Genomic DNA, 24,794 nt, shown 5'->3' with positions numbered 1-24,794 from the left:
TCTCTACGCCGTCGAGGGGGAGTGCTGGCCGGACCCGGAGGTCGCGCCGCGGTACCAGTACTCGAGGGTCAGCACGTGCCACAGATGCTTGGAGAAGTCCCGCTGCCCGGCGGCGTCCTCGGCGACCATCCGCCGCAGCGCGTCCCGGCGCAGGAACCCGGAGCGCACGAGCAGGCCGTCCTCGACCACCTCGCGCACCAGCGGCGACAGGTCCCGGCTCATCCAGGCCCGCAGCGGGGCGCTGAACAGTCCCTTGGGCCGGTAGACGATCTCCCGGGGCAGGACCGAGGTGGCCGCCTCCTTCAGGACCGCCTTGCCCTGCCGCCCGGCGATCTTGCGCGCCCCGGGCACCGCGAACGCGGCCCTGACCACCTCGACGTCCACGTACGGCACCCGCACCTCGGTCGACGCGGCCATGCTGGAGCGGTCCGTGTACGCGAGGTTCAGGCCCGGCAGGAACATCCGGGAGTCGGCCAGGCACATGCGGTTGACGAAGTCGTCGAGGTCGTTGTCCTCGTAGACGTCCGCGTGCTCGGTCAGCACGTCGTCGACCGTCCCGGCCAGGTCGGGGTCGATCAGGCCGAGCAGGTCGCCCCGGTCGTACATGGTGTAGCTGCGCCGGAACGCGGTCTCCTCCGGCAGGTCCGCGAAGGACAGGAACCGCTTGGCGAACCGCACCGAGCGGTACCCGCGGCGGCTGGTCGCCACCGGCAATCGGTCCACCACCGCGGACGCCCCGCGCCGCAGGGGCCCCGGGACGCGCTGGTAGCGCAGCGCGATCAGGTTCGCCAGGTGCTTGCGGTACCCGGCGAACAGCTCGTCGGCGCCCATCCCCGACAGCATCACCTTGACCCCGGCCTCGCGGGCGGCCGAGCAGATCAGGAACGTGTTGATCGCGGCCGGGTCGCCGATCGGCTCGTCCAGGTGGTACGTCATCCGCGGCAGCAGGTCGAGCACGTCCGGGGCGATCTCGATCTCGTGCAGGTCCACGCCGTACCGCCCGGCCACCTGCCGGGCGTAGCGCAGGTCGTCCGGCATCGCCTCGAACCGGGCGTCCGCGGCGCGGAAGCCGATCGTGTACGCGGAGATCCCGGGCCGCTCGCGGGCCGCCAGCGCGGTCAGGTAGCTGGAGTCCAGCCCGCCGGACAGGAACGTCGCCACGGGCACGTCGGACAGCAGGTGGCGGCGGGTCGACTCCTCGACGACGGCCGCCAGGTCCGGCAGGTCCCCGTCCAGGGCCCGCTGCCGGCCCTCGGCGGCGACGTCCCTGAGGTTCCAGAACCGGCCGCGCTCGACCCGCCCGTCGGGCCGGCACCGCAGCCAGCTCCCCGGCGGCAGCTTCTCCGCCTCGCGGAACGCGCACCGCGAGTCCGGCACCCAGTAGTACAGCAGCGACGCCACCAGCGCCGCGTGGTCCACCTCCAGCGCCCCGCCGGTCACCGCCGCGAGCGCCTTCAGCTCGGAGGCGAACACCAGGCCCTCGCCGCGCCGCAGCACGAACAGCGGCTTGATGCCGAGCTGGTCGCGGGCGAGGACCAGCTCACCGGTGCGCTCGTCGAACACGCCGAGCGCGAACATGCCGCGCAGCCGGGGCAGGCAGTCCGTGCCCCAGCGCCGCCACGCCTCCAGCAGCACCTCGGTGTCCGAGGTCCCGCGGAAGCGCACGCCGGCGCCCTCCAGCTCGGCCCGCAGTTCCGGCGCGTTGTACAGCTCGCCGTTGTACGTCAGGACGAGGCCGTCCCTGGCCATCGGCTGGGCGCCGGTGTCGGACAGGTCGATGATGGCCAGCCGCCGGTGCCCGAGGTGCACCTCGCCGTCCCCGGCCGGGTGGCTGTACCGGCCGGCCCCGTCCGGGCCGCGGTGGGCCAGGACGTCGGTGAGCCGGTCGGTCACGGCCTTCCCGTCCGGCCACCGGTACGCGCCTGCGATGCCACACATGTCTACCGAGCCTCCTGGTCGCTGTCCGGGACCCCCGCGGCCCACATCGGCTGGCGCTCCGCCCGCCGCCGGCCTTCCCCCACCGCCGGGACGGCGTGCGGGGCACCCGCGCCGTTCGGCCGGGCCGGCCGCTCGCTCCGGCCGCGCAGCGCGGTGTCCAGCCCGTCCCACAGGGTGCCGTCGGTGCGGTCCCGCGGGTCGGGGTCGACCAGCACCACGCCGATCACCGGGATGCGCTGGTCGGCGAGTTGCCGGGCCACGGTGTGCAGCCAGGCGGCGCTGCCGTGGCCGGCCCGCACGACCAGCACGGTCTGCGTGCCGAGGTACCCGAGGTCCGTCCACGCCGTGCCCGGCGCCACCGAGCCGACGCCGATCCTGCGCTCGTGCGGCGCCAGGGCAGGCACGCGCTCGCCACCGACCACGGCCGGGTCGCCCGGCTTGGTACGCCGGTCGCGCAACTGGGTGCCCGGCAGCCCGTCGACGACGGTCACCGGACCGTCCGCCGCGATCTCCCGGGCCAGGTCCACGGCGATCGCGCTCGCGGGGCGCGCACAGCCCAGCTCCAGCAGCGACACCGGTTCCGCGGAGCCGCGCACCGTGCGGGCCAGGGACGCGCTGAGCCGGGCCCGGGCCGTCCGCACCCGCCGCCGCTGCCACGGCCACGTCGACCGCAGCGGCAGTTCCGCGACGACCGAGGCGCCGAGGTGCGCGGCGATCTCCCGGCGCAGTACGGGACGGTCCGCGACCACCGTGGAGACCGCGGCCACCGCGAGCCCCAGCACGAGGCCGAGGACGAGACCGATCACGCCGTTCGTGGCGGCCGACTTGGGCAGGGAGTGCCGTACCGCGCGCGGGTCGTCCACGATCTGGGTGCGCGCCACCAACTGCGGCGTGCCCACCCGGGCCTCCGCGGCGCGCTGGGCGAAGTCGGCGATGCGCGAGGTGAGTTCGGCCCGGCGTGCGAAGAGCGTCTCCAGGTTGGCGGCCGCCTTCGGGCCGGTCTCCTCGGAGCCGTCCCCGATCGCCTTGTTGACCTGGGCGAGTTCGCCCTGGAGCCGGTCGCGCTGGTCGAGCAGGCTCTTGGCCTCGGCGTCGGCGGCCTGCTGCATCCGGCGCACGTGGTCGGCGACGAACGCGTCGGCCAGCGCCTTGGCGCGTGCCTCCGCGTCGGCGTCGCTGTCCCCGGTCACCGTGATCTGCAGCAGGTTGTTGGTCAGGCCCAGGCCGCTGTAGTTGCGCAGGAAGTCCTCCGGCGCCTCGGAGGACTTCAGCGTCCGCAGCGCCTCCTCGGCGATGCGCGTGGTCTGCAGCAGCGCCGCGTCGGTGCGGATCAGGGTGCCGGGGTCGTTCGGCTGGTCCTCCTGGTGGGCGACCAGCACCTTGGTCACCGCGGTGGGCGCGGGCGGCATCAGGACCGCGACCGCCACACCCAGCAGCAGCCCCAGCAGGGCCGCGCAGGACCACAGGCGGCGGCGCCTGCGCACCGCCACCACCAAGGACTGCAGGTCCAGCAGCGGGGTGGGGGCCGGCGACTGCGGGGTCGTACTCGTTCTCACCGTGCAACTCCTGTCGCGTCGTCGGCACCCGCGAGCACCGGCGTGACCGCGTCCCGGGGACGGTCGGCCGACCGCGCCGGACGGGCCGGGGACGTGCCGACGAGGACCACGCCGACGACCTCGTGCCGGGCGTCGGCACACGCCCCGGCGACACCGGCGAGCTCCGCCGCGGTCCAGTGGCCCGGGCTGAGCACGACCAGCGCACCCGACTCGGTGTCCCGGTCCGGCACCAGCGGCCGGTCCGGCGCGACCTCGACCACCCGCAGCCGCGGGTCGCCCCCGCCGGCGGCGACCAGCTCCCCGGCGGCCCGCAGGGCGCTCGCGTCGCCCGCCGGGACGACGGCCAGCAGCCGGCGCGGCCCCGCCGCCCGCTCGCGGACGCGGGCGCACACCCGCCGGTAGCGGACCTGCCGGCTCGCCTCGTCGCCGGACGGCGGCGGGGCGGGCACGTCCCACCGGACGTCCAGGCCCAGCAGCCGGCGCGCCCGGGCCCGCACGCCGCGGGCCTCGGGCCGGTGCGCGGACCGCTCGGCGGGGACGTCGACGGTGCCCAGCGACGTCGAGCCCAGCGCCTCGGCGATCTCCGGCTCGGTGCGCGGCCGGCGGCTCATCCGCGCGGCGGCGAGGTGCCCGATCAGCGCGACCAGGAAGAACAGCAGCGCCCCGCCGGCGATCAACTGCCACCGGGTGGGCGGGGCCTCGCCGGTCGGACGCGGCGCGGGCCCCATGACGACCAGGCCGGACTTCGCGGCGGACGGGTCGGCCTCCTCCAGCTTGTTCATGGCCTCCTGGAGCGTGGTGCGCAGCTTCTCCAGGTCGGTGCGGGCCTGCACGCTCTCCACGGTCTTGCCCGGGTCGGCCGCGTCGGCCAGCTCGGTGATCCGGCTGCTGGTCTGCGCCACCATCTGCCGCAGCGCCGTCAGTTGGGCCGCCGCCTCCGGGTCGCCGCTGTCGCCGACGACCTGGGCGGCGTAGCCGACGAACTGCTGCGCCACCTGGTCGGCGAGCTGCTGGGCGCGCTCCGGCGTCTCGGCCGTGCCCGAGATCTCGACGATGTTGCCGTCGGCGGCCTGCGCGCTCACCCGGTCGCGCAGGTCGCGGCCGTCGACGCCGTCCCAGTGGAGGGTGGCGGCGGCCCGGTCGACCACCACCGAACTGGTCGCGATCTCCGTCTGCGTCAGCAGCGCGCGTTCCTCCCACGCACCCGGCAGCAGCACCGACGCCGACGTCGTGTACCGGGGCGGGAACAGCAGCGAGGTGCCGTAGCCGACGAGCGCGCCCACCAGGGTGAGCACGGTGAGGAGCCGCCAGCGGCGGCGGAGGATCCGCCCGATCGTGACCAGACGTATGGTGTCATCGCTCAACGGCGTGACCTCCTTGCTGCCGTGCTGCCGTGCTGGTTCCCGCCGCCCTTGGAGCAGGCGGCGGCGTAGGCGGCGAGCAGCGCCGCCTGCGAGTTGCGCCAGGACAGCGGGCCGCCGACCCGCTCCCGGCCGATCTCCCCCCGCCGGGCCCGCTGTTCCGGGTCGTCCAGCAGCACCGCCACCAGCTTGGCGAACTCCGCCTCGTCGTTGGCGGGCGCGTACAGGGCCGCCTCCCCGGCGGACACACGCGCCTCCTTCAGCTCGAACGACACCATCGGCCGGCCCATGACCATGTACTCCAGGACCTTGTTCATGGTCGACACGTCGTTGAGCGGGTTGTGCGGGTCGGGGGAGAGGCACACGTCCGCGGTGGACAGGTAGCGCACCAGGTCCTCGTCGGGGATGCGCCCGGTGAACTGCACCTGGTCCGCCAGCCCGAGCCGCCGCGACAGCTCCACCATCTCGTCGAAGGTGTCACCGGCGCCCACGAACACCGCGTGCCAGTCGGTCCGCACCGCGCGCAGCTCCGCCAGCGCCCGCAGCGCGTAGTCGACGCCGTCCTGCGGGCCCATCACGCCCAGGTAGCACAGCAGATGGGGCTTGCCGCGCTTGAGCTCCGGCTCGGGCGGCACCGGACGGAACCGGTCGGTGTCGGGCGCGCTGCGCACCACGAACACGTCCTCGGGTGCCTTGCCGCCCCGGCGCACCGCGACGTCCCGGTAGCTCTCGTTGGTCGCGATCACCACGTCCGCCGCCCGGTACGTCCGCCGCTCCAGCGCGCACACCGCGCGGTAGAGCAGGTCCTCGCCGCGCCGGAACCGGGACAGGTACAGCTCCGGCACCAGGTCGTGCTGGTCGAAGACGAACCGCGCGCCGCGCCGCTTCAGCCACAGCGCGGGCAGGAACAGCAGGTCGGGCGGGTTGCAGGCGTGCACCACGTCGACCGGGCCGACCTTGCGGGCCAGCCGGAGCGTGTGCCACAGCGCCGCCCCGTACTCCCGTACGTAGCCGGCCGGGCCCCCGGTGGCCGCGCGCAGCGGGTAGCGGTGGATGCGCACCCCGTCGACGACCGCCTCCGCCTCGGTGTCCCGCTTGGTCCCGCGGGGGCAGATGACGTCCACCGTCCAGCCGGCGTCGCGCAGCGTCGTGCACTCCTGCCACACCCGCCGGTCGAACGGCACCGACAGGTTCTCCACCAGGACCAGCGCGCGCCGGCCCGGCCGTGCACCGTCACCCGACGGTCTGTCACCCAACGAGTCGCCGAACGACGTGTCACCAAGCAAGGCCCATGTACCCCGGTTCGGCCCGGCGCGCGTCGGCGTCGGGGAGGCGGACGAGATCGACGATCACCGGGCCGTCACCGTGGGGCAGCGCCGACACGACGGCCGGGTCCCGGGTGCCGACCAGGCACACCTCGGCGTGGTCGAGGACCTCCTCGACGGAGTCGGCGAGGAGTTGCGCCAGGTGCGGCAGCCGGGTCTCGATGTACTCGCGGTTGGCGCCGAGCAGCCGGGACAGGCTGACGTTGGCGTCGTAGATCTTCAGGTCGTACCCCTTGCCGAACAGGCGCTCCGCCAGTTCGACGAGCGGGCTCTCGCGCAGGTCGTCGGTGCCGGGCTTGAAGGACAGCCCGAACAGGCCCGCCCGGCGCTTGCCGGTGCGCTCGACCATCTCCACCGCCCGCTGCAGGTGGTCGGAGTTGGAGGGCAGCACGTGGGACAGGATCGGCACCGACACATCGGCCCGCTGCGCCGCGTGGACCAGGCTGCGCAGGTCCTTGGGCAGGCAGGAGCCGCCGAAGGCGAAGCCGGGCCGCAGGTAGGCGGGGCTGATGTTGAGCTTGCGGTCGGCGAGGAACACGTCCATCACCTGGTGCGAGTCCACGCCGAGCGCCTGGCACACCGCGCCGAACTCGTTCGCGAACCCGATCTTCAGGCCGTGGAAGGCGTTGTCCGCGTACTTGATCGCCTCGGCCGTCGGGACCGGCACCCGGAACACCTCGCCGGGCAGGCCCTCGTAGAGCGCCAGCACCACGTCGCCGCTGGCCGCGTCGAGTTCGCCGACGACCGTCTTCGGCGGGTCGAAGAAGTCCCGCACGCTCGTGCCCTCGCGCAGGAACTCCGGGTTGACCGCGACCCCGACGTCCACCCCGGCGGTGCCGCCGACGTACTTCTCCAGGATCGGCACCAGCAGGTTCAGGCAGGTGCCCGGGAGCATGGTGCTGCGGAAGACCACGGTGTGCCGCGTCGCCCTCTTCGCCTCGCCCCCCTCGGCCAGGGCCGCGCCGATCTGCTCGGTGACCCGCTCCAAGTAGGTGGTGCACAGGCTGCCGTTGGCCTCCGAGGGCGTGCCCACGCAGACCAGCGACACGTCGCTGTTCAGGACGGCCTCGCGGACGTCGCGGGTGGCGCGCAGCGCGCCGCTGCCCACGACGTCGGCGATCAGCTCGCCGATCCGCTCCTCGACCACCGGTGCCTTGCCGTCGTTGACCAGGTCGACCTTCACCTGGTTGACGTCGACGCCGATCACCTCGTGGCCCATGCCGGCCAGGCACGCGGCCGACACGCAGCCCACGTAGCCGAGCCCGAAAACGCTGACTCTCATGACCCGTTCCTCCCCCCAGGCAGGCCTTGTGGCCTGCGGTTCACGCGTCCCGCCGTTCGGCGGCCCCCGCGCATCAGTACGCGCCCTGCCCGTAGAGCACCGCGCGCAGCGTCTTCCACAAGATCACCGTGTCCAGGGCGAGCGACCAGTCCTCGACGTACCGCAGGTCCAGCCGGACCGCTTCCTCCCACGACAGGTCGCTGCGGCCGCTGATCTGCCACAGCCCGGTCAGCCCCGGTTTGACCAGCAGCCGCCGGCGGATGTCCGGGTCGTACGCGGCGCACTCCTCCGGCAGCGGCGGTCGCGGCCCGACGAGCGACATGGACCCGGTGAGCACGTTGAACAGCTGCGGCAGCTCGTCGAGCGAGTACCGGCGCAGCACGCTCCCCACCCGGGTGACCCGCGGGTCGCGGCGCATCTTGAACAGCGGCCCCGCGCCCTCGTTGAGGGCAGCCAGCCGGGCCCGGGCCTGGTCGGCGCCGACGACCATGGTGCGGAACTTCAGCATGGTGAACTCGTGGCCGTCCTTGCCGACCCGGCGCTGCCGGTAGAACGCCCCGCCCCGGCTGTCCACCAGCACGAGAGTCGCGACGAGCAGCATCAGCGGCCCGAACAGCACCAGCAGCACCGCCGCGCCCAGCCGGTCGACGACGCCCTTCACGGCCCGGCGCCCCCCGGTGAACGTGGGCATGCTCACCCGCAGCAGCGGGATGCCCAGCACCGCGTCGACGTGCAGCCGCGGTCCGGCCACCTCCATCAGCACGGGCGCCACGACCATCTCGGCGTCGCTGCCCTCGAGGTTCCACGCGAGCCGCTGCAGCCGGTCCGGAGACCAGTGCGGGTCCGGGGTGACCGCGACGACCCGGTAGCCGTCGCGGTGGACGTGCTGGGCGACGTCCGTGAGCCGGCCGACCACCGGCACGCCGTCCAGCAGGTCGCCGTCGAGCGTGATCCCGTCGGTCGTGCACACCGCGTCCACCCGCCAGCCGAGGTGCGGGAACTTGCGGGTCCGGGTGATCAGGTCCCGCACGGTGGCCGCGCTCCCGGCGGCGAGCACCGGGCGCAGACACCTGCCTTCCTTGCGCTGCTTGTGCAGCCACAGCCGCAGCACGTAGCGCATGGTCATGGTGACGAGCGCGATCGCCGGTATGGCGACGAAGATCCAGAGCTTGATGTTGCGCGAGGTCAGCGCGATCCCGCCGAGCGCCAGGACGACGGTCGCCGTGAACAGCGAGCGCCCCAGCCGGCGGAACTCCTCCGCGCCCTGACCGAGCACGGCCGGTGCCCAGGCCCGGCTGACCGCGAGCGACGCCAGCACCAGTAATTCGGTGCCGAAGGCGAGAATCCCCCATTTCTCATGCCAGTTGGCCGCGTCGCGGGCCCCGAAGAAGTTTCCTATCCCGGCCACCACGCACGCGGTGGCCAGCGTGTCACTGGTGATCACGGTACGTCTGTACCGCTGCTCCCAGTCGATCGCGGGCCGGCCGATCGCTCCGTCCGCCAGGCGCCCGCGCGCTGACGGAATCGGGCTGACAAGTCCCCCTTGCCGCACAGAACCCCCCAGGTTCCCAGTGATTCGACGTGTTCGCCCAACACTGTTGGCTCCCCATCGGGAGGCCCCCGCCTCCCGCGCCGCGCTGTTCCTCCCCCCGGGAGGCCCCCGCCCCCCGTACGTGACATGCCGGCTACTGCAGAGCTGTGTGATCAACCCACTCTGGCGACAACGGACTTCCCAGGGTCCCGCCAGACGTACGAGATGCACCGGAGCCCGTCGAACCCCGGGTGCTCCCCGCACCCGGCGCCCCCCTCGGGCCCCTGAACCGATCACCCCCACGCCCGGCACGGGTAGCGACTGCTTCTCCGCAGCGCCGGGCCTAAAGATCATTACTGGTCGCCTCGGGCTCGAACGCCCGAAGCACGGTCAATCTAGACCATGCGGACCGGTATGAAGAGAGGATGTGTGAGATTTGTGTTCAAGCTTTGGGGTTCCGCTTGTGGGGCCACCGGGGCCCGGCGAGGCCCCGCGGCCCCCGTGACGGGAGAGGCGGTGGCTCTGGCGGGGCGGACGTGAGGCATCGGCCGACCTCCTACAGGTGTTCGAGATGTCACCCCGCGCGGGCGCTGTGACACACACGCCGGAGCCGGCGCGGGCGCACAACTGCGCCGCCTCCGCTTCCGAGTTGGCCGGATCCCGTACGGTGCGCGCCCGCCCGGCGCGCGGTGTTGGACCGGGCGGCCGGCGGCGGTGCGGGCCGCCGGACCGGCGGCCCGCACCGGTGGGCCACGGGCGCCGCCCGGCGCGTGCGCCGTGTTTGACTCGCCCCTGAGGGCTACGCGGCGCAACGGGACCGTGAACCTGCAGCTCGGAGGTGTCCCATGACCCGCTGATCCGTGACGTGATGTCGACCGACGCGGTGTCCGGGGAGCCGATGACCACGGTGGAGCGGGCCGCGAGCCTGATGCGGAACCGCGACGTCGGCGACGTGCTGGTGGCCTACGACTCCGACCTGTTCGGCGTGCTGACCGACCGGGACGTCGTCGTGCGGGTGCCGGGCAGTGTCTTTCTGATCATCTGATCGTTGGGTTGGCCGTGAGGGGTGGGGAGCCAACTGAGGTGGGATGCAACCGGGAGCCCGGGGGCACGCTCAACTCCATGGCGACCGGGGCAAGTCGTACTCCTACCTCACCGACGCGATCGGCTCGGTGATCGGCCTGGTGGACGTCGACGGCAACAAGGTCGACACCTACACCTACAGCCCCCGCGGGGTCGGACACCAAGGCGCTGTGGGGAGACGTGGCTGGGCTGGCAGCCGGCGTAGCCGTTGGCTTCGCATGCGAAGCGGTAGCTGCGATCGGAGCGGCACCCAGCTTGGGAGCGTCCGAAGCGGCCGGACAACCCCTCTGCTACGCGGCTGCGTGGGGAGCAAGCACGGCGGTCTCGAATCTGATCGGTGGCTAGTCCACGCATGGATGGGCGGGCAGCTGTTCCGCTGCCCGCCCATCCTCGAAGGAAGGGATGAGCTCGTGACAGGTCCTGGCCCATCGATGGAGCAGCGGGCACGGAGCCGGATGTACTTCATCATGGCGTCTATCGCTTTTTCGGTCCTCGCAATAAGCGGGATAGCGATCGCAGTCATGGGGAACGGCGCGGGATGGCTTCTCGTCGCCATCGCTGTGGTGCTGTGGGCTGGGCTCTACCTCACACTCACCTACACACAGAAGTCACAACCGTAAACTGCCGTCCGCATGATGCGCGCCGTGGGGCGTATGGCGCTGTTCTGCCAGACCGCCGACCAGACGCGCGCGAGACGGTGATCGGAAAGACACACCCCTCGGCCGACGGCCGACCCGCACACCACCCCGCGCCGACTCGGTGTGCAGCCGCCCGCGCGTCGTGACACTTCGGCCCGGACGACGCTACCGAGCGTGCCGCCGAGCTGATGCGCAGGCACCACGTCCGACGCATCCCCGTCGTCGAGCACGACGGCTGCCCGTCGGCGTGGTCCTGCGCGGCGACCTGGCCGCCGAGGAGGGCCCGCACTCGGGCCTGGCCGACATCAACCCGGGCCGCGCCCGGCCACTGAGCCCCCGCGCCGCACGGTACGGCCGCCCCGGGGTATCCGGGGGGTGGGCGGGGCGCGCGTGGCCGGTGGGCCGGGTGCTCCCGGTCCGGTCGCGCACCGTGTCGCTGTTGGGCCGTACGGGTGACGTGGCGTAAGAATTGGCTGGTGCAGGCAACGAACGCGAGTCAGGTCAGGGGGATCCGGTGAACCGGTACGACGTCACCGACGAACAGTGGGAGGGGCTCGCCCAGGTCGTGCCGCTGCGGGGCCGGGACGCCTGGCCGTCCGCGGTGGACCACCGCTCCCTGCCCGACGCCGAGACCGAGACCCGGCGCCGCTTCGTCGTGCTGCGCGTCAACGTGTTCGCCGACGCCCGCGAGGTCGCCGAGACCCTGATGTCCGGCATCCCGGTCCTGCTCGACCTCACCGGGGCGGAGGGGGACGTCGCCAAGCGCGTCCTGGACTTCTCCACCGGGGTCGTCTTCGGCCTGTCGAGCGGGATGCACCGGGTCGACCGCAACGTCTTCCTGCTGACCCCGCCGGGGACCGAGGTGAGCGGGCTGATGGAGGGTGCGGGGGTCTGAGAGGGGCGGGCGGCCGGGCAGCCGGGCGCGTGGGAGCACGCGGGCGCCCGCCGCGGACCGTCCCGCGCCGCCCCACTCCTTCGGCCGTTCCGTGCGTCGCCCGATCGTGGGAACGGCCCCCGGGCGGAACGGTTCCGCGTGGACGACCGGCCCTAACGTCCCGGCATGACCGTTCCGCGCGGGTCCTCCGCCTCCCTGCCGGGTGCCCTCCCCGACGAGCCCGCCGGTGCGACCGCGCACGACGCCGCCGCCGGAGCCGGGGACGTCACCGCCACCACGACCCCGGACGGCACCGCCGCCGCGGACGACGCCGCCCGGGTACCCGCGCAGGCCGGGCACCCCGACCTGGCCCGCGCCCGGGCCGACGGGGCGGGGCCGCACCCGGTGCGGCCCCGGATCACCGAGCTGCGGCTGTCCGCCTTCGCCGGGCACCGGCGCACCGCGCTGCCGCTGGGCGCGGTCACCGTGCTGGCCGGCCGCAGCGGCAGCGGGAAGACCAGCGCCCTGCGGGCCTGCGCGGCGCTCGCCCGGCTCGCGGGCGGCGCGGTCCTCGCCGAGGTGTTCCCGGACGCCGCCGCCTGCGTGCCCGACGGGGCCCGCCCCGACGCGCAGCGCCGGCGCGGCTTCCGCATCGGCTGTACGGCCGACGGCCCCGAGGGCCCCGTACGGCTCGACCTCGCCGTCCAGGCCGAGCCCGAACTGCGTGTCGTCGGCGAGCGGCTGACCGCGGGCGACCGGGTCCTGCTGGAGACGGCGCTGCGCGACCCCGGCCGGCCCACCGTCCAGGCCGCCTGGCACACCGCAGGCTCCGCCCCCGTCACCCGTGCCCCGCTCCCCGACGACCGGCTCGGCACCGCCCTGCTCCCGCTGCGCGTCGCCGGCAAGACCGACGGCCAGCGCCGGGTGCTCGCGGCCGCCGAGCAGATGGTCGTCGCCCTGCGCTCCGTCTACGCCTGCGACCCGCGCCCCGACGCGATGCGCGCCCCCGTCCCCACCGGCACCGGGCACCTGCTGACCGGCTGCGACAATCTCGCCGACGTCCTGTGGCGCACCCGCGTGGAGTGCGGGCGCCGGCACGCGCTGCTCGTGGACGCCGTGCGGGCCGGCTGTGCCGGGCCGGTGACCGACCTGCGCGCCGAACCCCTCGGGGACGGCACCGTGCGCGCCGTCCTGGGCCGCGGGGCGGGGCCGGCCACGGAGCTGGCCCGCCTCGGCGACGGCGAGCTGCGCTACCTCGCCCTCGCCCTGGTGCTGCTCACCGGCCCCGGCGTGCTGGACGTCGACACCCCCGGGGAGGTGCCCGACGCCATGCGCACCCTCACGGTCCTCGCCGACGGCTTCGACCGCTCCCTCGACCCCGCCCAGCGCTCCGCCCTGCTCGGCCTCGCCGGGCGCATGGGCGAGCGCGGGCACATCCGCTGCGTCGCGGCCGTGAGCGACGGCTCCTGGGCGGCCGGGGTGCCCGGGGTGACGGTGGTACACCTGGAGCCGTGACAGAGAACAGCCCGCCCGACCTGCCCGCGCTCCAGCGCCGGCTCGCCGAGTTCGCCGCCGCCCGCTCCTGGCAGCCGTACCACACGCCCAAGAACCTCGTCTCCGCGCTCAGCGTCGAGGCGGCCGAACTGGTCGAGATCTTCCAGTGGTTGACCCCCGAGCAGTCCGAGCGGGTCATGGACGACCCGGACAGCGCGCACCGGGTCACCGACGAGGTCGCCGACGTCCTCGCCTATCTGCTGCAACTGTGCGAGGTGCTGGGCATCGACCCGCGCGCGGCGCTCGCCGCGAAGATCGAACGCAACGAAGCGCGGTTCCCGGTGGGCGGGACCGACAACTGATCGAGATTACGTAGAGTAGTCAATTGGCGCTTCGAGACCGATTTGTTGTCCAGTATTTTCCGTCTTTCTCTGGTATCAGGTCTCAAGGTGTCTCACTCTGGGTAGTGGACACGTGAGTTCGGTCGGACGCGCGAGGGGCGCGCGCCGGGGACGGACGGGGGCGGCGCATGGAAGCGGTGCGGCTCATCCGGGCGAGCAGGCGCGCGCTCGCGGGCAGTGTCGGCGAGGCGGAGATCCTGACGGAGGTGTGGCAGGCGCACACCCTGGCCCAGGCGATCGGCAGCCGCCTGGCCGTCTCCGGCCCGCCCGAACTGCGCGGCGAGGCCCTGGGGTTGACCGAGCTGGCCGGCCGGGGCTGCGGGGTGCTGGACACCCCCGACCTCGACGAGGGCGACTTACGGGCGGCCCGCCTCACCGAGCTGGACGACGCCCGGGAGACGCTGCTGTCCCTCGGCGGACTGCTCGGCGAGATCGGCATCGTCCTGGTGGGTCTGGCCGGCAGCGTCGACGAGGGCACGTACTGGCAGTGCATCGAGTCCATCGACGCCGCCGACGAGTCCCGCGACCGCGTCCTGGAGATGCTCCGCAAACTGGCGGCCCGCGAGGAGGCCCTGCCGGAGCGGTGAGCCGCAGGTCGCCGAGGATCCGCGACACGGGGGACCGGTGGGGCCGGGCGCCGGCCCGGGAGGCAGGATGGGAGGCATGGATCTTCGCATCTTCACCGAGCCCCAGCAGGGCGCCACCTACGACACCCTGCTCACCGTGGCGAAGGCCACCGAGGACCTCGGCTTCGACGCCTTCTTCCGCTCCGACCACTACCTGAAGATGGGCGACGTGGACGGCCGGCCCGGCCCCACCGACGCCTGGATCACCCTCGCCGGACTGGCCCGCGAGACCCGGCGCATCCGCCTCGGCACCCTGATGACCGCCGCCACCTTCCGCCTGCCCGGCGTGCTCGCCATCCAGGTCGCCCAGGTCGACCAGATGTCCGGTGGCCGCGTCGAACTCGGCCTCGGCGCCGGCTGGTTCGAGGAGGAGCACACGGCGTACGGCATCCCCTTCCCGAAGGAGAAGTTCGGCCGCCTGGAGGAGCAGCTCGAGATCGTCACCGGCCTGTGGGGCACCCCGCCCGGCCAGACCTACGACTTCCACGGCGAGCACTACGACCTCACCGGCTCGCCCGCGCTGCCCAAGCCCGCCCAGGAGAAGATCCCGGTGCTGATCGGCGGCCACGGCGCGCAGCGCACCCCGCGGCTCGCCGCCCGCTACGCCGACGAGTTCAACATGCCGTTCTCCTCGGTCGAGGACAGCGAGCGGCAGTTCGGCCGGGTCCGGGAGGCCGCGCGCGCGGCCGGCCGCGACGCCGACGAGCTGGTCCTGTCCAACGCGCTGGTGGTCTGCGTGGGCAAGGACGACCAGGAGGTCGCCCGCCGCGCCGCCGCCATCGGCCGCGAGGTCGACGAGCTGAAGGCCAACGGACTGGCCGGCTCCCCGGCGGAGGTCGTCGACAAGATCGGCCGCTACGCCGAGGTGGGCTCCCGCCGGTTCTACCTCCAGGTCCTGGACCTCGCCGACCTGGACCACCTGGAGCTGATCGCCTCCCAGGTGCAGTCCCAGCTGTGACAGTGCTGTGACCGGAGCTGTGGCTTCCGTCACCTCCTCGGGGCCGGTGCCCTGATGAGGTGACGGGATGCCCCGCCCCGCACCCCTCCTGCTCCCGGCCCTCGCCGCCGCGGCCCTGCTGCTGACGGCCTGCGGCACCGCCCACCCCGGTGGCCCCGCAGCCGGCGCGGCCGCGCGCGGCACGGTCACCGACCCGCCCGTGGACGGTGTCCGCGTCACCTCCGTCACCCTCCCGAGCCTCACCCCGGGCCCGTCCCCGACGCGCGGCGGCCACGGCGTCCACGCCGACCCGCTGCCCACCGGCACCCCGGGCGCCCCGCGCGTCTCGGCCGCCTACGAGGTGACCAACAGCGCGACCGTGGCGATGACCTACACCATCGTCTTCACCTTCGCCACGGACGCCGGTGAGGCGATGGACAACCGGACGCGGACCGTCCCGGGCGTCGGCCCCGGCCGTACCGTGCGCGGCACGGTCGCCCTGGAGGAGCTGCCGCCGGGCGCGTCCCCCGTGACCCGGGTGAAGGTCCTGCGGGTGACCAAGGTGCCCGCGAACGAGGCGCCCGCCCCGCCCGGCGTCTGCCCGCCCACCGGGATCCGCGTCACCGCGGACGACGGCGACGCCGCGATGGGCCTGCGCGTGGTCGGCCTGCGCCTGGACAACTGCGGCACCCGCGCGGTCCTCCTCGACGGCTACCCGGACCTGACCCTCCTGGACGCGGACCGCGAGCCGGTCCACGGCGTCCGCGTCCTGCACGGCAGCGGCGGCATCGCCACCGTCACCGGCTTCGACGACCCGCCCCGCCCCCTCACGCTCGCACCGGGCCGCAGCGCGAGCGCCGGACTGATGTGGCGCAACACCACCGGCTCCGGCGACGCCGTGGACGTCCCCTACGTGCGGGTGCGCGCCCGGCCCGGCGCCGACCCGGTGACCGTGACGCCCCACCTCGACCTCGGCACCACGGGCGAGCTGGGCGTCAGTGCCTGGAAAGCGGCTCCCTAGGGGCCCGGGCCGCCGCGAAATATTCAGCAGTGCGTACGACAACCCGACGGTACGTTGGGGGCACGCTCGACCCCGCTGCGGCGAACGCCGCAGCTCATCCCATACGTTGAGGCCAGGCCACCGTGTTCCTGACGATCAGTACCACCGGTACCCCGGAACGCCCCGCCACCGACCTCGGGTTCCTGCTGCACAAGCACCCCGACCGGGCGCAGGCGTTCTCCACCTCCTACGGCAGGGCGCACGTCCTGTACCCCGAGGCGGACCCTCAGCGCTGCACCGCGGCGCTGCTGCTGGAGGTGGACCCGGTGGCCCTGGTCCGGCGCGGCCGGGGCAAGAACCGCGGCGGGGCCCCCGACGCGGCACTCGCCCAGTACGTCAACGACCGCCCCTACGCGGCCTCCTCGCTGCTCGCGGTCGCGCTGAGCGCCGTCTTCTCCAGCGCCCTGCGCGGCGTGTGCACCGCACGCCCCGAGCGGGCCGCCGAGCCGCTGCCGCTGCGCGTCGAGGTGCCCGCGCTGCCCGCCCGCGGCGGCCCCGGCCTCGTCCGGCGCCTGTTCGAGCCGCTGGGCTGGACGGTGACCGCCGAACCGGTCCCGCTGGACACCGAGTTCCCCGAGTGGGGCGACTCGCGCTACGTGCGCCTCGCCCTGGAGTCGGCGGAGCTGACCCTGTCGGCGGCCCTGCGGCACCTGTACGTGCTGCTGCCGGTCCTCGACGACGCCAAGCACTACTGGGTCGCGCCCGACGAGGTCGACAAGCTGCTGCGGGCCGGCGAGGGCTGGCTGCCCGGCCACCCGGAGCAGAAGCTGATCACCAGCCGCTACCTGTCCCGCCGCTGGTCGCTGACCCGGCAGGCCAACGAGCGGCTGGAGCTGGTGCGGCTGGCCGAGACCGACGACAGCGAGGTCGAGGAGATCGACAACGCGGTCGGCGAGGACACCGAGACGGAGGAGAAGCCGACCCCGCTGGCCGTGCTGCGCCGCGAGGCGATCCTCACCGCCCTGACGGAGTCCGGCGCCGCCCGGGTGCTCGACCTGGGCTGCGGGCAGGGCCAGTTGGTGCAGGAACTGCTCCGGGACGTCCGGTTCACCGAGGTCGTCGGCATGGACGTGTCCGTGCGGGCGCTCGCCATCGCCGCGCGGCGCCTGAAGCTGGACCGCCTGGGCGAGCGGCAGGCGGCCCGGGTCCGGCTGCTGCAGGGCTCGCTCGCCTACACCGACAACCGGCTCAAGGGCTACGACGCGGCCGTGCTCAGCGAGGTCGTCGAACACCTCGACCTGCCCCGGCTGCCCGCGCTGGAGTACGCCGTGTTCGGGCACGCCCGCCCGCGCACCGTGGTCGTGACCACCCCGAACGTCGAGTACAACGTCCGCTGGGAGTCCCTCCCGGCCGGGCACGTGCGGCACGGCGACCACCGCTTCGAGTGGACCCGCGCCGAGTTCCGCGCCTGGGCCGGCGCGGTGGCCGAACGGCACGGCTACGACGTGGAGTTCCGGCCCGTCGGACCGGACGACCCCGAGGTGGGGCCGCCCACCCAGCTCGCCCTGTTCGTCGCCAGGACCGTGAAGGAGGCGAAGGCCGCATGACCACCGGGACCACCCGGGGACGGGTCCTGCCCGTCACCGACCTCTCCCTCGTCGTGCTCGTCGGCGCCTCCGGCTCCGGCAAGTCGACGTTCGCCCGCCGCCACTTCAAGCCGACCGAGGTCATCTCCTCCGACTTCTGCCGCGGCCTGGTCAGCGACGACGAGAACGACCAGAGCGCCACCCGGGACGCCTTCGACGTCCTGCACTACATCGCGGGCAAGCGCCTCGCGGCCGGCCGGCGCACCGTCGTCGACGCCACCAGCGTGCAGAAGGAGGCCCGCCGGCAACTGATCGACCTGGCCCGGCAGTACGACGTGCTGCCCGTCGCGATCGTCCTCGACGTGCCCGAGGAGGTGTGCGCCGAGCGCAACGCCGCCCGCCCCGACCGCGCCGACCTGCCCCGCCGGGTCGTGCGCCGCCACACCCGCGAACTGCGGTCCTCCCTGCGCCACCTGGAGCGCGAGGGCTTCCGCAAGGTGCACGTGCTGCGCGGCGTGGAGGAGGTCGAGCACGCCACCGTCGTCACCGAGAAGCGCTTCAACGACCTGACCCACCTGAGCGGGCCCTTCGACATCATCGGCGACGTCCACGGCTGCGCGTCCGAACTGGAGGCGCTGCTCGGCAAACTGGGCTACGTCGACGGCGTGCACCCCGGCGGCCGCACCGCGGTCTTCGTCGGCGACCTCGTCGACCGCGGCCCGGACAGCCCGGGCGTGCTGCGCCGGGTGATGGCGATGGTGAAGTCGGGCAACGCCCTGTGCGTGCCCGGCAACCACGAGAACAAGTACGGCCGCCACCTCAAGGGCCGCAAGGTCCAGCACACCCACGGACTCGCCGAGACCGTCGCGCAGATGGCGGGCGAGAGCGAGGAGTTCGTCGCCGAGGTACGGGAGTTCATCGACTCGCTGGTCAGCCACTACGTCCTGGACGGCGGCCGGCTGGTGGTCTGCCACGCGGGCCTGCCCGAGAAGTACCACGGCCGCACCTCCGGCCGGGTCCGCTCGCACGCCCTGTACGGCGAGACGACCGGGGAGACCGACGAGTTCGGGCTGCCGGTGCGCTACCCGTGGGCCGAGGACTACCGCGGCCGGGCCGCCGTGGTCTACGGCCACACCCCCGTCCCCGAGGCGACCTGGCTGAACAACACCATCTGCCTGGACACCGGCGCCGTCTTCGGCGGCAAGCTGACCGCGCTGCGCTGGCCGGAGCGCGAGCTGGTCGACGTACCGGCGGAGCGGGTCTGGTACGAGCCGGCGAAGCCGCTGCGCTCCGAGGCGCCCGGCGGTCAGGACGGACGGCCGCTGGACCTGGCGGACGTGCAGGGGCGGCGGGTCGTCGAGACGCGCCACCAGCCGCGCATCACGCTGCGCGAGGAGAACGCGGCGGCCGCCCTGGAGGTGATGAGCCGCTTCGCGGTCGACCCGCGGCTGCTGCCGTACCTGCCGCCGACCATGGCGCCGACGGCCACCTCGAAGGTGGAGGGCTACCTGGAGCACCCGCTGGAGGCGTTCGCGCAGTACGCCGCCGACGGGGTCGAGCGGGTCGTGTGCGAGGAGAAGCACATGGGCTCGCGGGCCGTGGCGCTGGTGTGCCGCGACGCGGAGGCGGCCCGCAGGCGGTTCGGCGTCGACGGCCCGACGGGCTCGCTGTACACCCGTACCGGCCGCCCCTTCTTCGACGACCCGGCGACCACGGAGGCGGTCCTGGACCGGCTCCGGGCCGCGGTCGGCGCGGCCGGCCTGTGGACGGAGCTGGACACCGACTGGCTGCTGCTGGACGCCGAGTTGATGCCCTGGTCGCTGAAGGCGTCCGGGCTGCTGCGCGCGCAGTACGCCGCGGTCGGCGCCGCGTCCGGCGCGGTGTTCCCGGACGCGCTGGCGGCGCTGCGGGGCGCGGCGGCGCGCGGGGTGGACGTCGGCGGCCTGCTGTCCCGGCAGCAGGAACGGGCCGCCGACGCGGCCGCGTTCACCGCCGCCTACCGCCACTACTGCTGGCCCACCGACGGCCTGGACGGCGTGCGGCTCGCGCCGTTCCAGGTCCTCGCGGTCCAGGGGCGCAGCCTCGCGGGCCTGCCGCACGACGAGCAGCTCGCCCTGCTGGACCGGCTGGTGGAGCACGACGGCAGCGGCCTGCTGCACACCACCCGGCGCCTGTACGTCGACACCGGTGCCCCGGAGTCGGTCCGGGCGGGCGTCGACTGGTGGCTGGAGATGACCGGCCGCGGCGGCGAGGGCATGGTCGTCAAGCCGGTCGGCGCGCTGGTCCGCGACGGCGAGGGCCGCCTGGTGCAGCCGGGCGTGAAGTGCCGGGGCCGGGAGTACCTGCGGATCATCTACGGCCCGGAGTACACCCGCCCCGACCACCTCGCCCGGCTGCGGGGCCGCTTCCTGCAGCACAAGCGGTCCCTGGCGCTGCGCGAGTACGCCCTGGGACTGGAGGCCCTGGACCGGCTGGCCGGGGGCGAGCCGCTGTGGCGGGTGCACGAGGCGGTGTTCGGGGTGCTGGCGCTGGAGTCGGAGCCGGTCGACCCGCGGCTGTGACCGGCCGCGGGCCCGCCGCCCGCGTCCGGTCGACCGGGTCCCGGTCCACCGGGTGCGGGCGGCGGGCCTCAGTCCACCAGGCGCAGGCGCCGGGCGCACACCCCCACCTCGACCGTCTGGCCCCAGGTGAGGTCGAGGGCGTCGCTCTCCATGCCGTCGCCGAAGACGACCAGCCGCTCCGACTCGACCGTCAGGCGCAGCCGGGCGGCGGCCGTCAGCTCCCCGGCGACCAGCGCGGTGCCGGTCGCGGGGGAGGGCCACGCCTCGCGCACGAACCACAGCAGGCGGTCCTCCGTCGGCGCGGGCAGCCGCAGCGAGGCGTGCCGCTCCTGCCACACCGAGCGGATCCAGCCGGTCGCGCCGGTGCCGGTGCCGACCAGCACCCCCGAGGAGGCCTGGGCCTCGACGACACCCCCGTCGCCCTCGAGGCCCAGGCGGTAGCGGGCGGTCCGGTGACCGGCGGCGCCGAGGTACACCTCGTTGAGGGCCACGAGGCGCTGGGTGTCGTCGGCCACCGCCTCGACCATGGTCAGCCCGGCCGTCGGCGCGCGGCCCTGCAGCGCCCCCGGGATCAGCGCCGCCGCGTCGGCCGGGGCGTGCCGGACCAGCACGCCGGGATTGCGCCCCGGGTCGGTGTCGATGCCGATCACCGGCTGGTCCGACAGGTACTTGGCGACGTTCGCCACCAGCCCGTCCTGCCCGACGACGACCACCACGTCCTCCGGCGCGAACAGGAACCGGTCCAGGTCGGCGCGCTCCACCAGGGACTGGCGCCAGCGCAGCGGGACCGCCGCCGTCACCTCCGCCAGCGCCCGGCGGGTGCGGTGGTGGCGCTCGGCGACCTCCTCGATGTCCCGGCCCCGCGAGGCGAGGAAGAAGGCCGCCTGGCCGTGCGTGCCGTGCCGGGCCACCAGCTCCTCGTACTCCGTGGTGCGGTGGACCAGCACGGCCCGCGGGGCCAGGCTCACCCGCGGCCCCCGGGGGGTGTCCCGTCGGCCACGCCGGGCCCGCCCCGCCCGGTCGACGCTCCGCCCGCGAGCCGGCTGATCAGCCCGGTGAGCACGTCGGGGGAGACGGTGACGCTGTCGATGTGCGGCAGGTTCTCCGCCAGCCGGGTGCCGGTGAGCGCGTGCAGCACCGCCACGTCCACGTCGGCGTGGACCCGCAGCCAGGCCGCCTGGGCCTGGGCCCGGGCCTCGCCCACCGCGCGGGCCGCCTCGGCCTCCGCGCGGGCGAGCCGGGCCGTGCGGGTCGCCTCCGCCTCCGCCAGCCGCTCCGTGCGCTGTGCCTCGGCGTCGGCCAGCGCCACCTGCCGGGCCGCCTCGGCCTCGGCGAGCCGTACCGCGCGGGACGCCTCCGCCTCGGCGCGCACCTTGTCGGCGGCCGCGCCCTCCTCGGCCTCGCGGCGGGTGTTGGTGCCGCGCTGCTCGACGAGGCGCTCCTCGCGCCGCGCCAGTTCGATCTTGCTGGCCAGTTCGTTCTCGGCGATGGCGCGCTCGCGCTCGACCGCCACCGCGCGCCGCTCGTAGGTGGCCCGGTCGGCCTCCTGCTGGATCTGCTCGCGGGCCGGGGTGCGCAGCGCCCGCTCTACCTCCGGCTCGGGGCGCAGCGCCACGACCCGGACGGCGACGACCTCGATGCCGGTGGCCGGCAGCCTCGGCTCGGCGGCCAGGCCCGCCGCGATCCGGTCGCGCACCGCGCCGACCCCGTCGACCAGCGCCGACGCCAGCGGTGTCCGGGCGAGGACCGCCAGCGCGTGCTGCTGGGCCGTCTCGGTCAGCAGCGTGCCGAGCTGTTCCAGGGGCGCGCCGCGCCAGATCCCGGTGTCCGGGTCGATGGAGAAGTCCAGGCGCGCGGCGGCGAGGGCCGGGTCGCCGATCCGGTAGGTCACGGTGGCCTGCACCGCCACGTCCTGGAAGTCGGCCGTCCGGGCGCGGAAGGTCATCGCCAGCTCGCGGTCGTCGACCGGGACCTCGGACAGCGCGGCGGTCAGGGAGCGGTACCAGAAGCTCAGTCCCGGACCGTCGTGCACCAGCCGGCCCGAGCGGTGGTGCCGGACGTGCGCCGTCGGCGCGCCGCGCAGGTGGCGCCAGCCCAGGCGCCGGGTGATGTCGGCCATGCGACCCCCTCGCTTGTTCTCGTCATCCAGACGATAATCACCCCGTCCGCTTGTCGTCAAGGGGACGAAAAGAGGGGGTGGCGCAACGAGTCGTACCGGAACCGGGGTGAACCCCCGCCTCGGCGGTCAGGATGAAGGCATGGGATTCCACGTCGACTCCGAAGCCGGGCGGCTGCGCCGCGTCATCCTGCACCGGCCGGATCTCGAGCTCAAAAGGCTCACCCCCAGCAACAAGGACGCGCTGCTCTTCGACGACGTGCTCTGGGTGCGCCGGGCGCGCGCCGAGCACGACGGGTTCGCGGACGTCCTGCGCGACCGCGGCGTCGCCGTCCACCTCTTCGGCGACCTGCTCACCGAGACCCTGCACGTCCCCGAGGCGAGGGAACTCGTCCTGGACCGCGTCTTCGACGAGAAGGAGTACGGCCCGCTCGCCACCGACCCGCTGCGCGCCGCCTTCGATGCGCTGCCCGCGGAGGAGCTGGCCGAGGCGTTGATCGGCGGGATGACGAAGCGGGAGTTCCTGGACGGGCACGAGGAGCCGGTCTCGGTGCGCTTCCACGCGATGGAACTCGACGACTTCCTGCTGCGGCCGCTGCCCAACCACCTCTTCACCCGCGACACCTCCGCCTGGATCTACGACGGCGTCTCCATCAACGCCATGCGCTGGCCGGCCCGCCAGCGCGAGACCGTCCACTTCGAGGCGATCTACCGCCACCACCCGCTCTTCCGCGACGAGGACTTCCACCTCTGGTCCGAAGGGCAGGCCGACTACCCGTCGACCATCGAGGGCGGGGACGTGCTGGTGATCGGCAGCGGCGCGGTCCTCATCGGCATGAGCGAGCGCACCACCCCGCAGGCCGTCGAGATGCTGGCCCACAAGCTGTTCGCGGCCGGGTCCGCGCAGACCATCGTGGCCCTCGACCTGCCCAAGCGGCGCGCCCTGATGCACCTGGACACCGTGATGACGATGGTCGACGGCGACACCTTCACCCAGTACGCGGGCCTCGGCATGCTCCGCTCCTACACCATCGAGCCGGGCGTCGGCGAGAAGGAGCTGAAGGTCACCGACCATCCGCCGGAGCACATGCACCGCGCGATCGCCGCCGCCCTGGGCCTGAGCGAGATCCGGGTGCTCACCGCCACCCAGGACGTGCACGCCGCCGAGCGCGAGCAGTGGGACGACGGCTGCAACGTGCTGTGCGTCGAGCCGGGCGTCGTGGTCGCCTACGAGCGCAACTCCACCACCAACACCCACCTGCGCAAGCAGGGCATCGAGGTCATAGAGATCCCGGGCAGCGAGCTGGGCCGGGGCCGCGGCGGACCGCGCTGCATGAGCTGCCCGGTGGAGCGGGACGCCGTGTGAGGACGGGGGCGGGGCGGGGAGCGGCCGTATAGAAATTCTGCCAGTCGTATACACTTCCACCGTCATCCTGCCCCGCCCGCCCTCGCCCCCCTGGAGCGCCCCCATGGCGACTGTCCCGACCGCCCTCGCCGGCCGCCCCTTCCTCAAGGAACTGGACTTCACCGGGGAGGAGCTGCGCGCCCTGGTCGAGCTGGCCGCCGAGCTGAAGGCCGCCAAGAAGGCGGGGACCGAGACGCGCCGGCTCCAGGGCAAGAACATCGCCCTGATCTTCGAGAAGACCTCGACGCGCACCCGCTGCGCGTTCGAGGTCGCCGCCGCCGACCAGGGCGCCGCCACGACGTACCTCGACCCCTCCGGCTCGCAGATCGGGCACAAGGAGTCCGTGAAGGACACCGCCCGGGTCCTCGGGCGGATGTACGACGCCATCGAGTACCGCGGGGACAGCCAGGCCAAGGTGGAGGAGCTGGCCGCGTACGCGGGCGTGCCCGTCTACAACGGCCTCACCGACGACTGGCACCCCACCCAGATGCTCGCCGACGTGCTCACCATGACCGAGCACACCGCCAAGCCCCTCACCGAGATCGCCTTCGCCTACCTCGGCGACGCCCGCTTCAACATGGGCAACTCCTACCTGGTCACCGGCGCCCTGCTCGGCATGGACGTCCGGATCGTCGCCCCCAAGTCCTACTGGCCCGCCCAGGACATCGTCGAGCGCGCCCGGGAGCTGGCCGGGGCCAGCGGGGCCCGCGTCACCCTCACCGAGGCCGTCGAGGAGGGCGTCGCGGGCGCCGACTTCGTCGCCACCGACGTGTGGGTGTCGATGGGCGAGCCCAAGGCGGTCTGGGACGAGCGCATCGCCGCCCTCGCCCCGTACGCGGTGACCATGGACGTGCTGCGTGCCACCGGCAACCCGGACGTGAAGTTCCTGCACTGCCTGCCGGCCTTCCACGACCTGGGCACCCAGGTCGGCCGCGAGATCCACGAGCGGCACGGGCTGGACTCCCTCGAGGTCACCGACGAGGTGTTCGAGTCGGCCCACTCGGTCGTCTTCGACGAGGCCGAGAACCGGCTGCACACCATCAAGGCGGTCCTGGTGGCCACCCTCGCCTAGCTCCCAGG

Annotated in this window: 19 protein-coding genes and 1 pseudogene; 12 read left to right on the top strand and 8 right to left on the bottom strand. The window is 74.0% G+C overall.

From position 1 onward, the window contains the following. Window positions 1-3: 3 nt before the first annotated feature. The 6 genes from asnB to E4U92_RS07295 all read right to left on the bottom strand — a co-directional run bounded on the left by asnB (window position 4) and on the right by E4U92_RS07295 (window position 9,014). Window positions 4-1,938: an asparagine synthase (glutamine-hydrolyzing) gene (gene asnB / locus E4U92_RS07320; protein ID WP_137299417.1), complete on the bottom strand. Its 1,935-nt coding sequence runs from the start codon at window positions 1,936-1,938 to the stop codon at window positions 4-6. Window positions 1,939-1,940: 2 nt separating this feature from the next. Further along, complete coding sequence (locus E4U92_RS07315; protein ID WP_137299416.1) at window positions 1,941-3,494, bottom strand: Wzz/FepE/Etk N-terminal domain-containing protein; 1,554 nt, start codon at window positions 3,492-3,494, stop codon at window positions 1,941-1,943. Then, a complete protein-coding gene (locus E4U92_RS07310) occupies window positions 3,491-4,858 on the bottom strand; it encodes a Wzz/FepE/Etk N-terminal domain-containing protein (RefSeq protein WP_137299415.1) in 1,368 nt (455 codons plus the stop codon). The genes E4U92_RS07315 and E4U92_RS07310 overlap by 4 nt, the downstream gene beginning before the upstream one ends. Beyond that, complete coding sequence (locus tag E4U92_RS07305) at window positions 4,855-6,141, bottom strand: glycosyltransferase family 4 protein (RefSeq protein WP_137299414.1); 1,287 nt, start codon at window positions 6,139-6,141, stop codon at window positions 4,855-4,857. Before E4U92_RS07305 ends, E4U92_RS07310 begins: the two co-directional genes overlap by 4 nt. Next, the gene (locus tag E4U92_RS07300) at window positions 6,131-7,462 is read right to left on the bottom strand and encodes a nucleotide sugar dehydrogenase (RefSeq protein ID WP_137299413.1); all 1,332 of its coding nucleotides are present in this window, start codon (window positions 7,460-7,462) and stop codon (window positions 6,131-6,133) included. Before E4U92_RS07300 ends, E4U92_RS07305 begins: the two co-directional genes overlap by 11 nt. A gap of 73 nt (window positions 7,463-7,535) precedes the next feature. After that, on the bottom strand, window positions 7,536-9,014 hold the full coding sequence (locus tag E4U92_RS07295; RefSeq protein ID WP_137299412.1) for a sugar transferase: 1,479 nt from the start codon (window positions 9,012-9,014) through the stop codon (window positions 7,536-7,538). Between the two features lie 877 nt (window positions 9,015-9,891). Between E4U92_RS07295 and E4U92_RS07290 the strand changes: the two are divergent. The 10 genes and pseudogenes from E4U92_RS07290 to E4U92_RS07240 form a co-directional block, all read left to right on the top strand. Next, window positions 9,892-10,008: pseudogene (locus E4U92_RS07290) on the top strand (CBS domain-containing protein); the annotation flags it as partial. Between the two features lie 894 nt (window positions 10,009-10,902). Beyond that, window positions 10,903-11,046: a hypothetical protein gene (locus E4U92_RS36535; RefSeq protein WP_338326443.1), complete on the top strand. Its 144-nt coding sequence runs from the start codon at window positions 10,903-10,905 to the stop codon at window positions 11,044-11,046. A 182-nt stretch (window positions 11,047-11,228) separates the two neighbouring features. Then, window positions 11,229-11,609 carry a cell division protein SepF gene (locus E4U92_RS07275; RefSeq protein WP_067229217.1) on the top strand — a complete coding sequence of 127 codons (381 nt, stop codon included), beginning with the start codon at window positions 11,229-11,231 and terminating at the stop codon, window positions 11,607-11,609. 165 nt (window positions 11,610-11,774) lie between these two features. After that, window positions 11,775-13,103, top strand: coding sequence for an AAA family ATPase (locus E4U92_RS07270; protein WP_229861950.1), 1,329 nt, complete (start codon window positions 11,775-11,777; stop codon window positions 13,101-13,103). After that, window positions 13,100-13,444, top strand: coding sequence for a nucleotide pyrophosphohydrolase (locus tag E4U92_RS07265; protein WP_137299410.1), 345 nt, complete (start codon window positions 13,100-13,102; stop codon window positions 13,442-13,444). Before E4U92_RS07270 ends, E4U92_RS07265 begins: the two co-directional genes overlap by 4 nt. A 167-nt stretch (window positions 13,445-13,611) precedes the next feature. Beyond that, complete coding sequence (locus E4U92_RS07260; protein ID WP_137299409.1) at window positions 13,612-14,070, top strand: DUF6099 family protein; 459 nt, start codon at window positions 13,612-13,614, stop codon at window positions 14,068-14,070. Between the two features lie 76 nt (window positions 14,071-14,146). After that, window positions 14,147-15,067, top strand: a complete 921-nt coding sequence (locus E4U92_RS07255) for an LLM class F420-dependent oxidoreductase (protein WP_137299408.1) — start codon at window positions 14,147-14,149, stop codon at window positions 15,065-15,067. Between the two features lie 67 nt (window positions 15,068-15,134). Then, window positions 15,135-16,067: a DUF4232 domain-containing protein gene (locus tag E4U92_RS07250; RefSeq protein ID WP_137299407.1), complete on the top strand. Its 933-nt coding sequence runs from the start codon at window positions 15,135-15,137 to the stop codon at window positions 16,065-16,067. 122 nt (window positions 16,068-16,189) lie between these two features. Beyond that, window positions 16,190-17,653 (top strand): 3' terminal RNA ribose 2'-O-methyltransferase Hen1, encoded by a 1,464-nt coding sequence (locus E4U92_RS07245; RefSeq protein ID WP_137299406.1) that lies wholly within the window; start codon window positions 16,190-16,192, stop codon window positions 17,651-17,653. Then, a complete protein-coding gene (locus E4U92_RS07240; RefSeq protein ID WP_137299405.1) occupies window positions 17,650-20,193 on the top strand; it encodes a polynucleotide kinase-phosphatase in 2,544 nt (847 codons plus the stop codon). Before E4U92_RS07245 ends, E4U92_RS07240 begins: the two co-directional genes overlap by 4 nt. A gap of 68 nt (window positions 20,194-20,261) precedes the next feature. Here E4U92_RS07240 and E4U92_RS07235 read toward each other — a convergent pair whose 3' ends face one another. Next, window positions 20,262-21,161: an NAD(+)/NADH kinase gene (locus tag E4U92_RS07235; RefSeq protein WP_137299404.1), complete on the bottom strand. Its 900-nt coding sequence runs from the start codon at window positions 21,159-21,161 to the stop codon at window positions 20,262-20,264. Beyond that, window positions 21,158-22,312: an SPFH domain-containing protein gene (locus E4U92_RS07230; protein WP_137299403.1), complete on the bottom strand. Its 1,155-nt coding sequence runs from the start codon at window positions 22,310-22,312 to the stop codon at window positions 21,158-21,160. The genes E4U92_RS07235 and E4U92_RS07230 overlap by 4 nt, the downstream gene beginning before the upstream one ends. A 139-nt stretch (window positions 22,313-22,451) precedes the next feature. Between E4U92_RS07230 and E4U92_RS07225 the strand changes: the two genes are divergently transcribed. Both E4U92_RS07225 and argF read left to right on the top strand, forming a co-directional pair. Next, complete coding sequence (locus tag E4U92_RS07225; protein ID WP_168725052.1) at window positions 22,452-23,675, top strand: arginine deiminase; 1,224 nt, start codon at window positions 22,452-22,454, stop codon at window positions 23,673-23,675. A 103-nt stretch (window positions 23,676-23,778) separates the two neighbouring features. Next, complete coding sequence (gene argF / locus E4U92_RS07220) at window positions 23,779-24,786, top strand: ornithine carbamoyltransferase (protein ID WP_137299401.1); 1,008 nt, start codon at window positions 23,779-23,781, stop codon at window positions 24,784-24,786. Window positions 24,787-24,794 lie beyond the last annotated feature (8 nt).

This window comes from Streptomyces galbus (genome assembly GCF_005280195.1).
In the GTDB taxonomy this organism is placed as follows: domain Bacteria; phylum Actinomycetota; class Actinomycetes; order Streptomycetales; family Streptomycetaceae; genus Streptomyces; species Streptomyces galbus.
The sequence above is the reverse complement of the archived record's forward strand: the minus strand, read 5'-3'. Positions and strand labels throughout refer to the sequence as shown.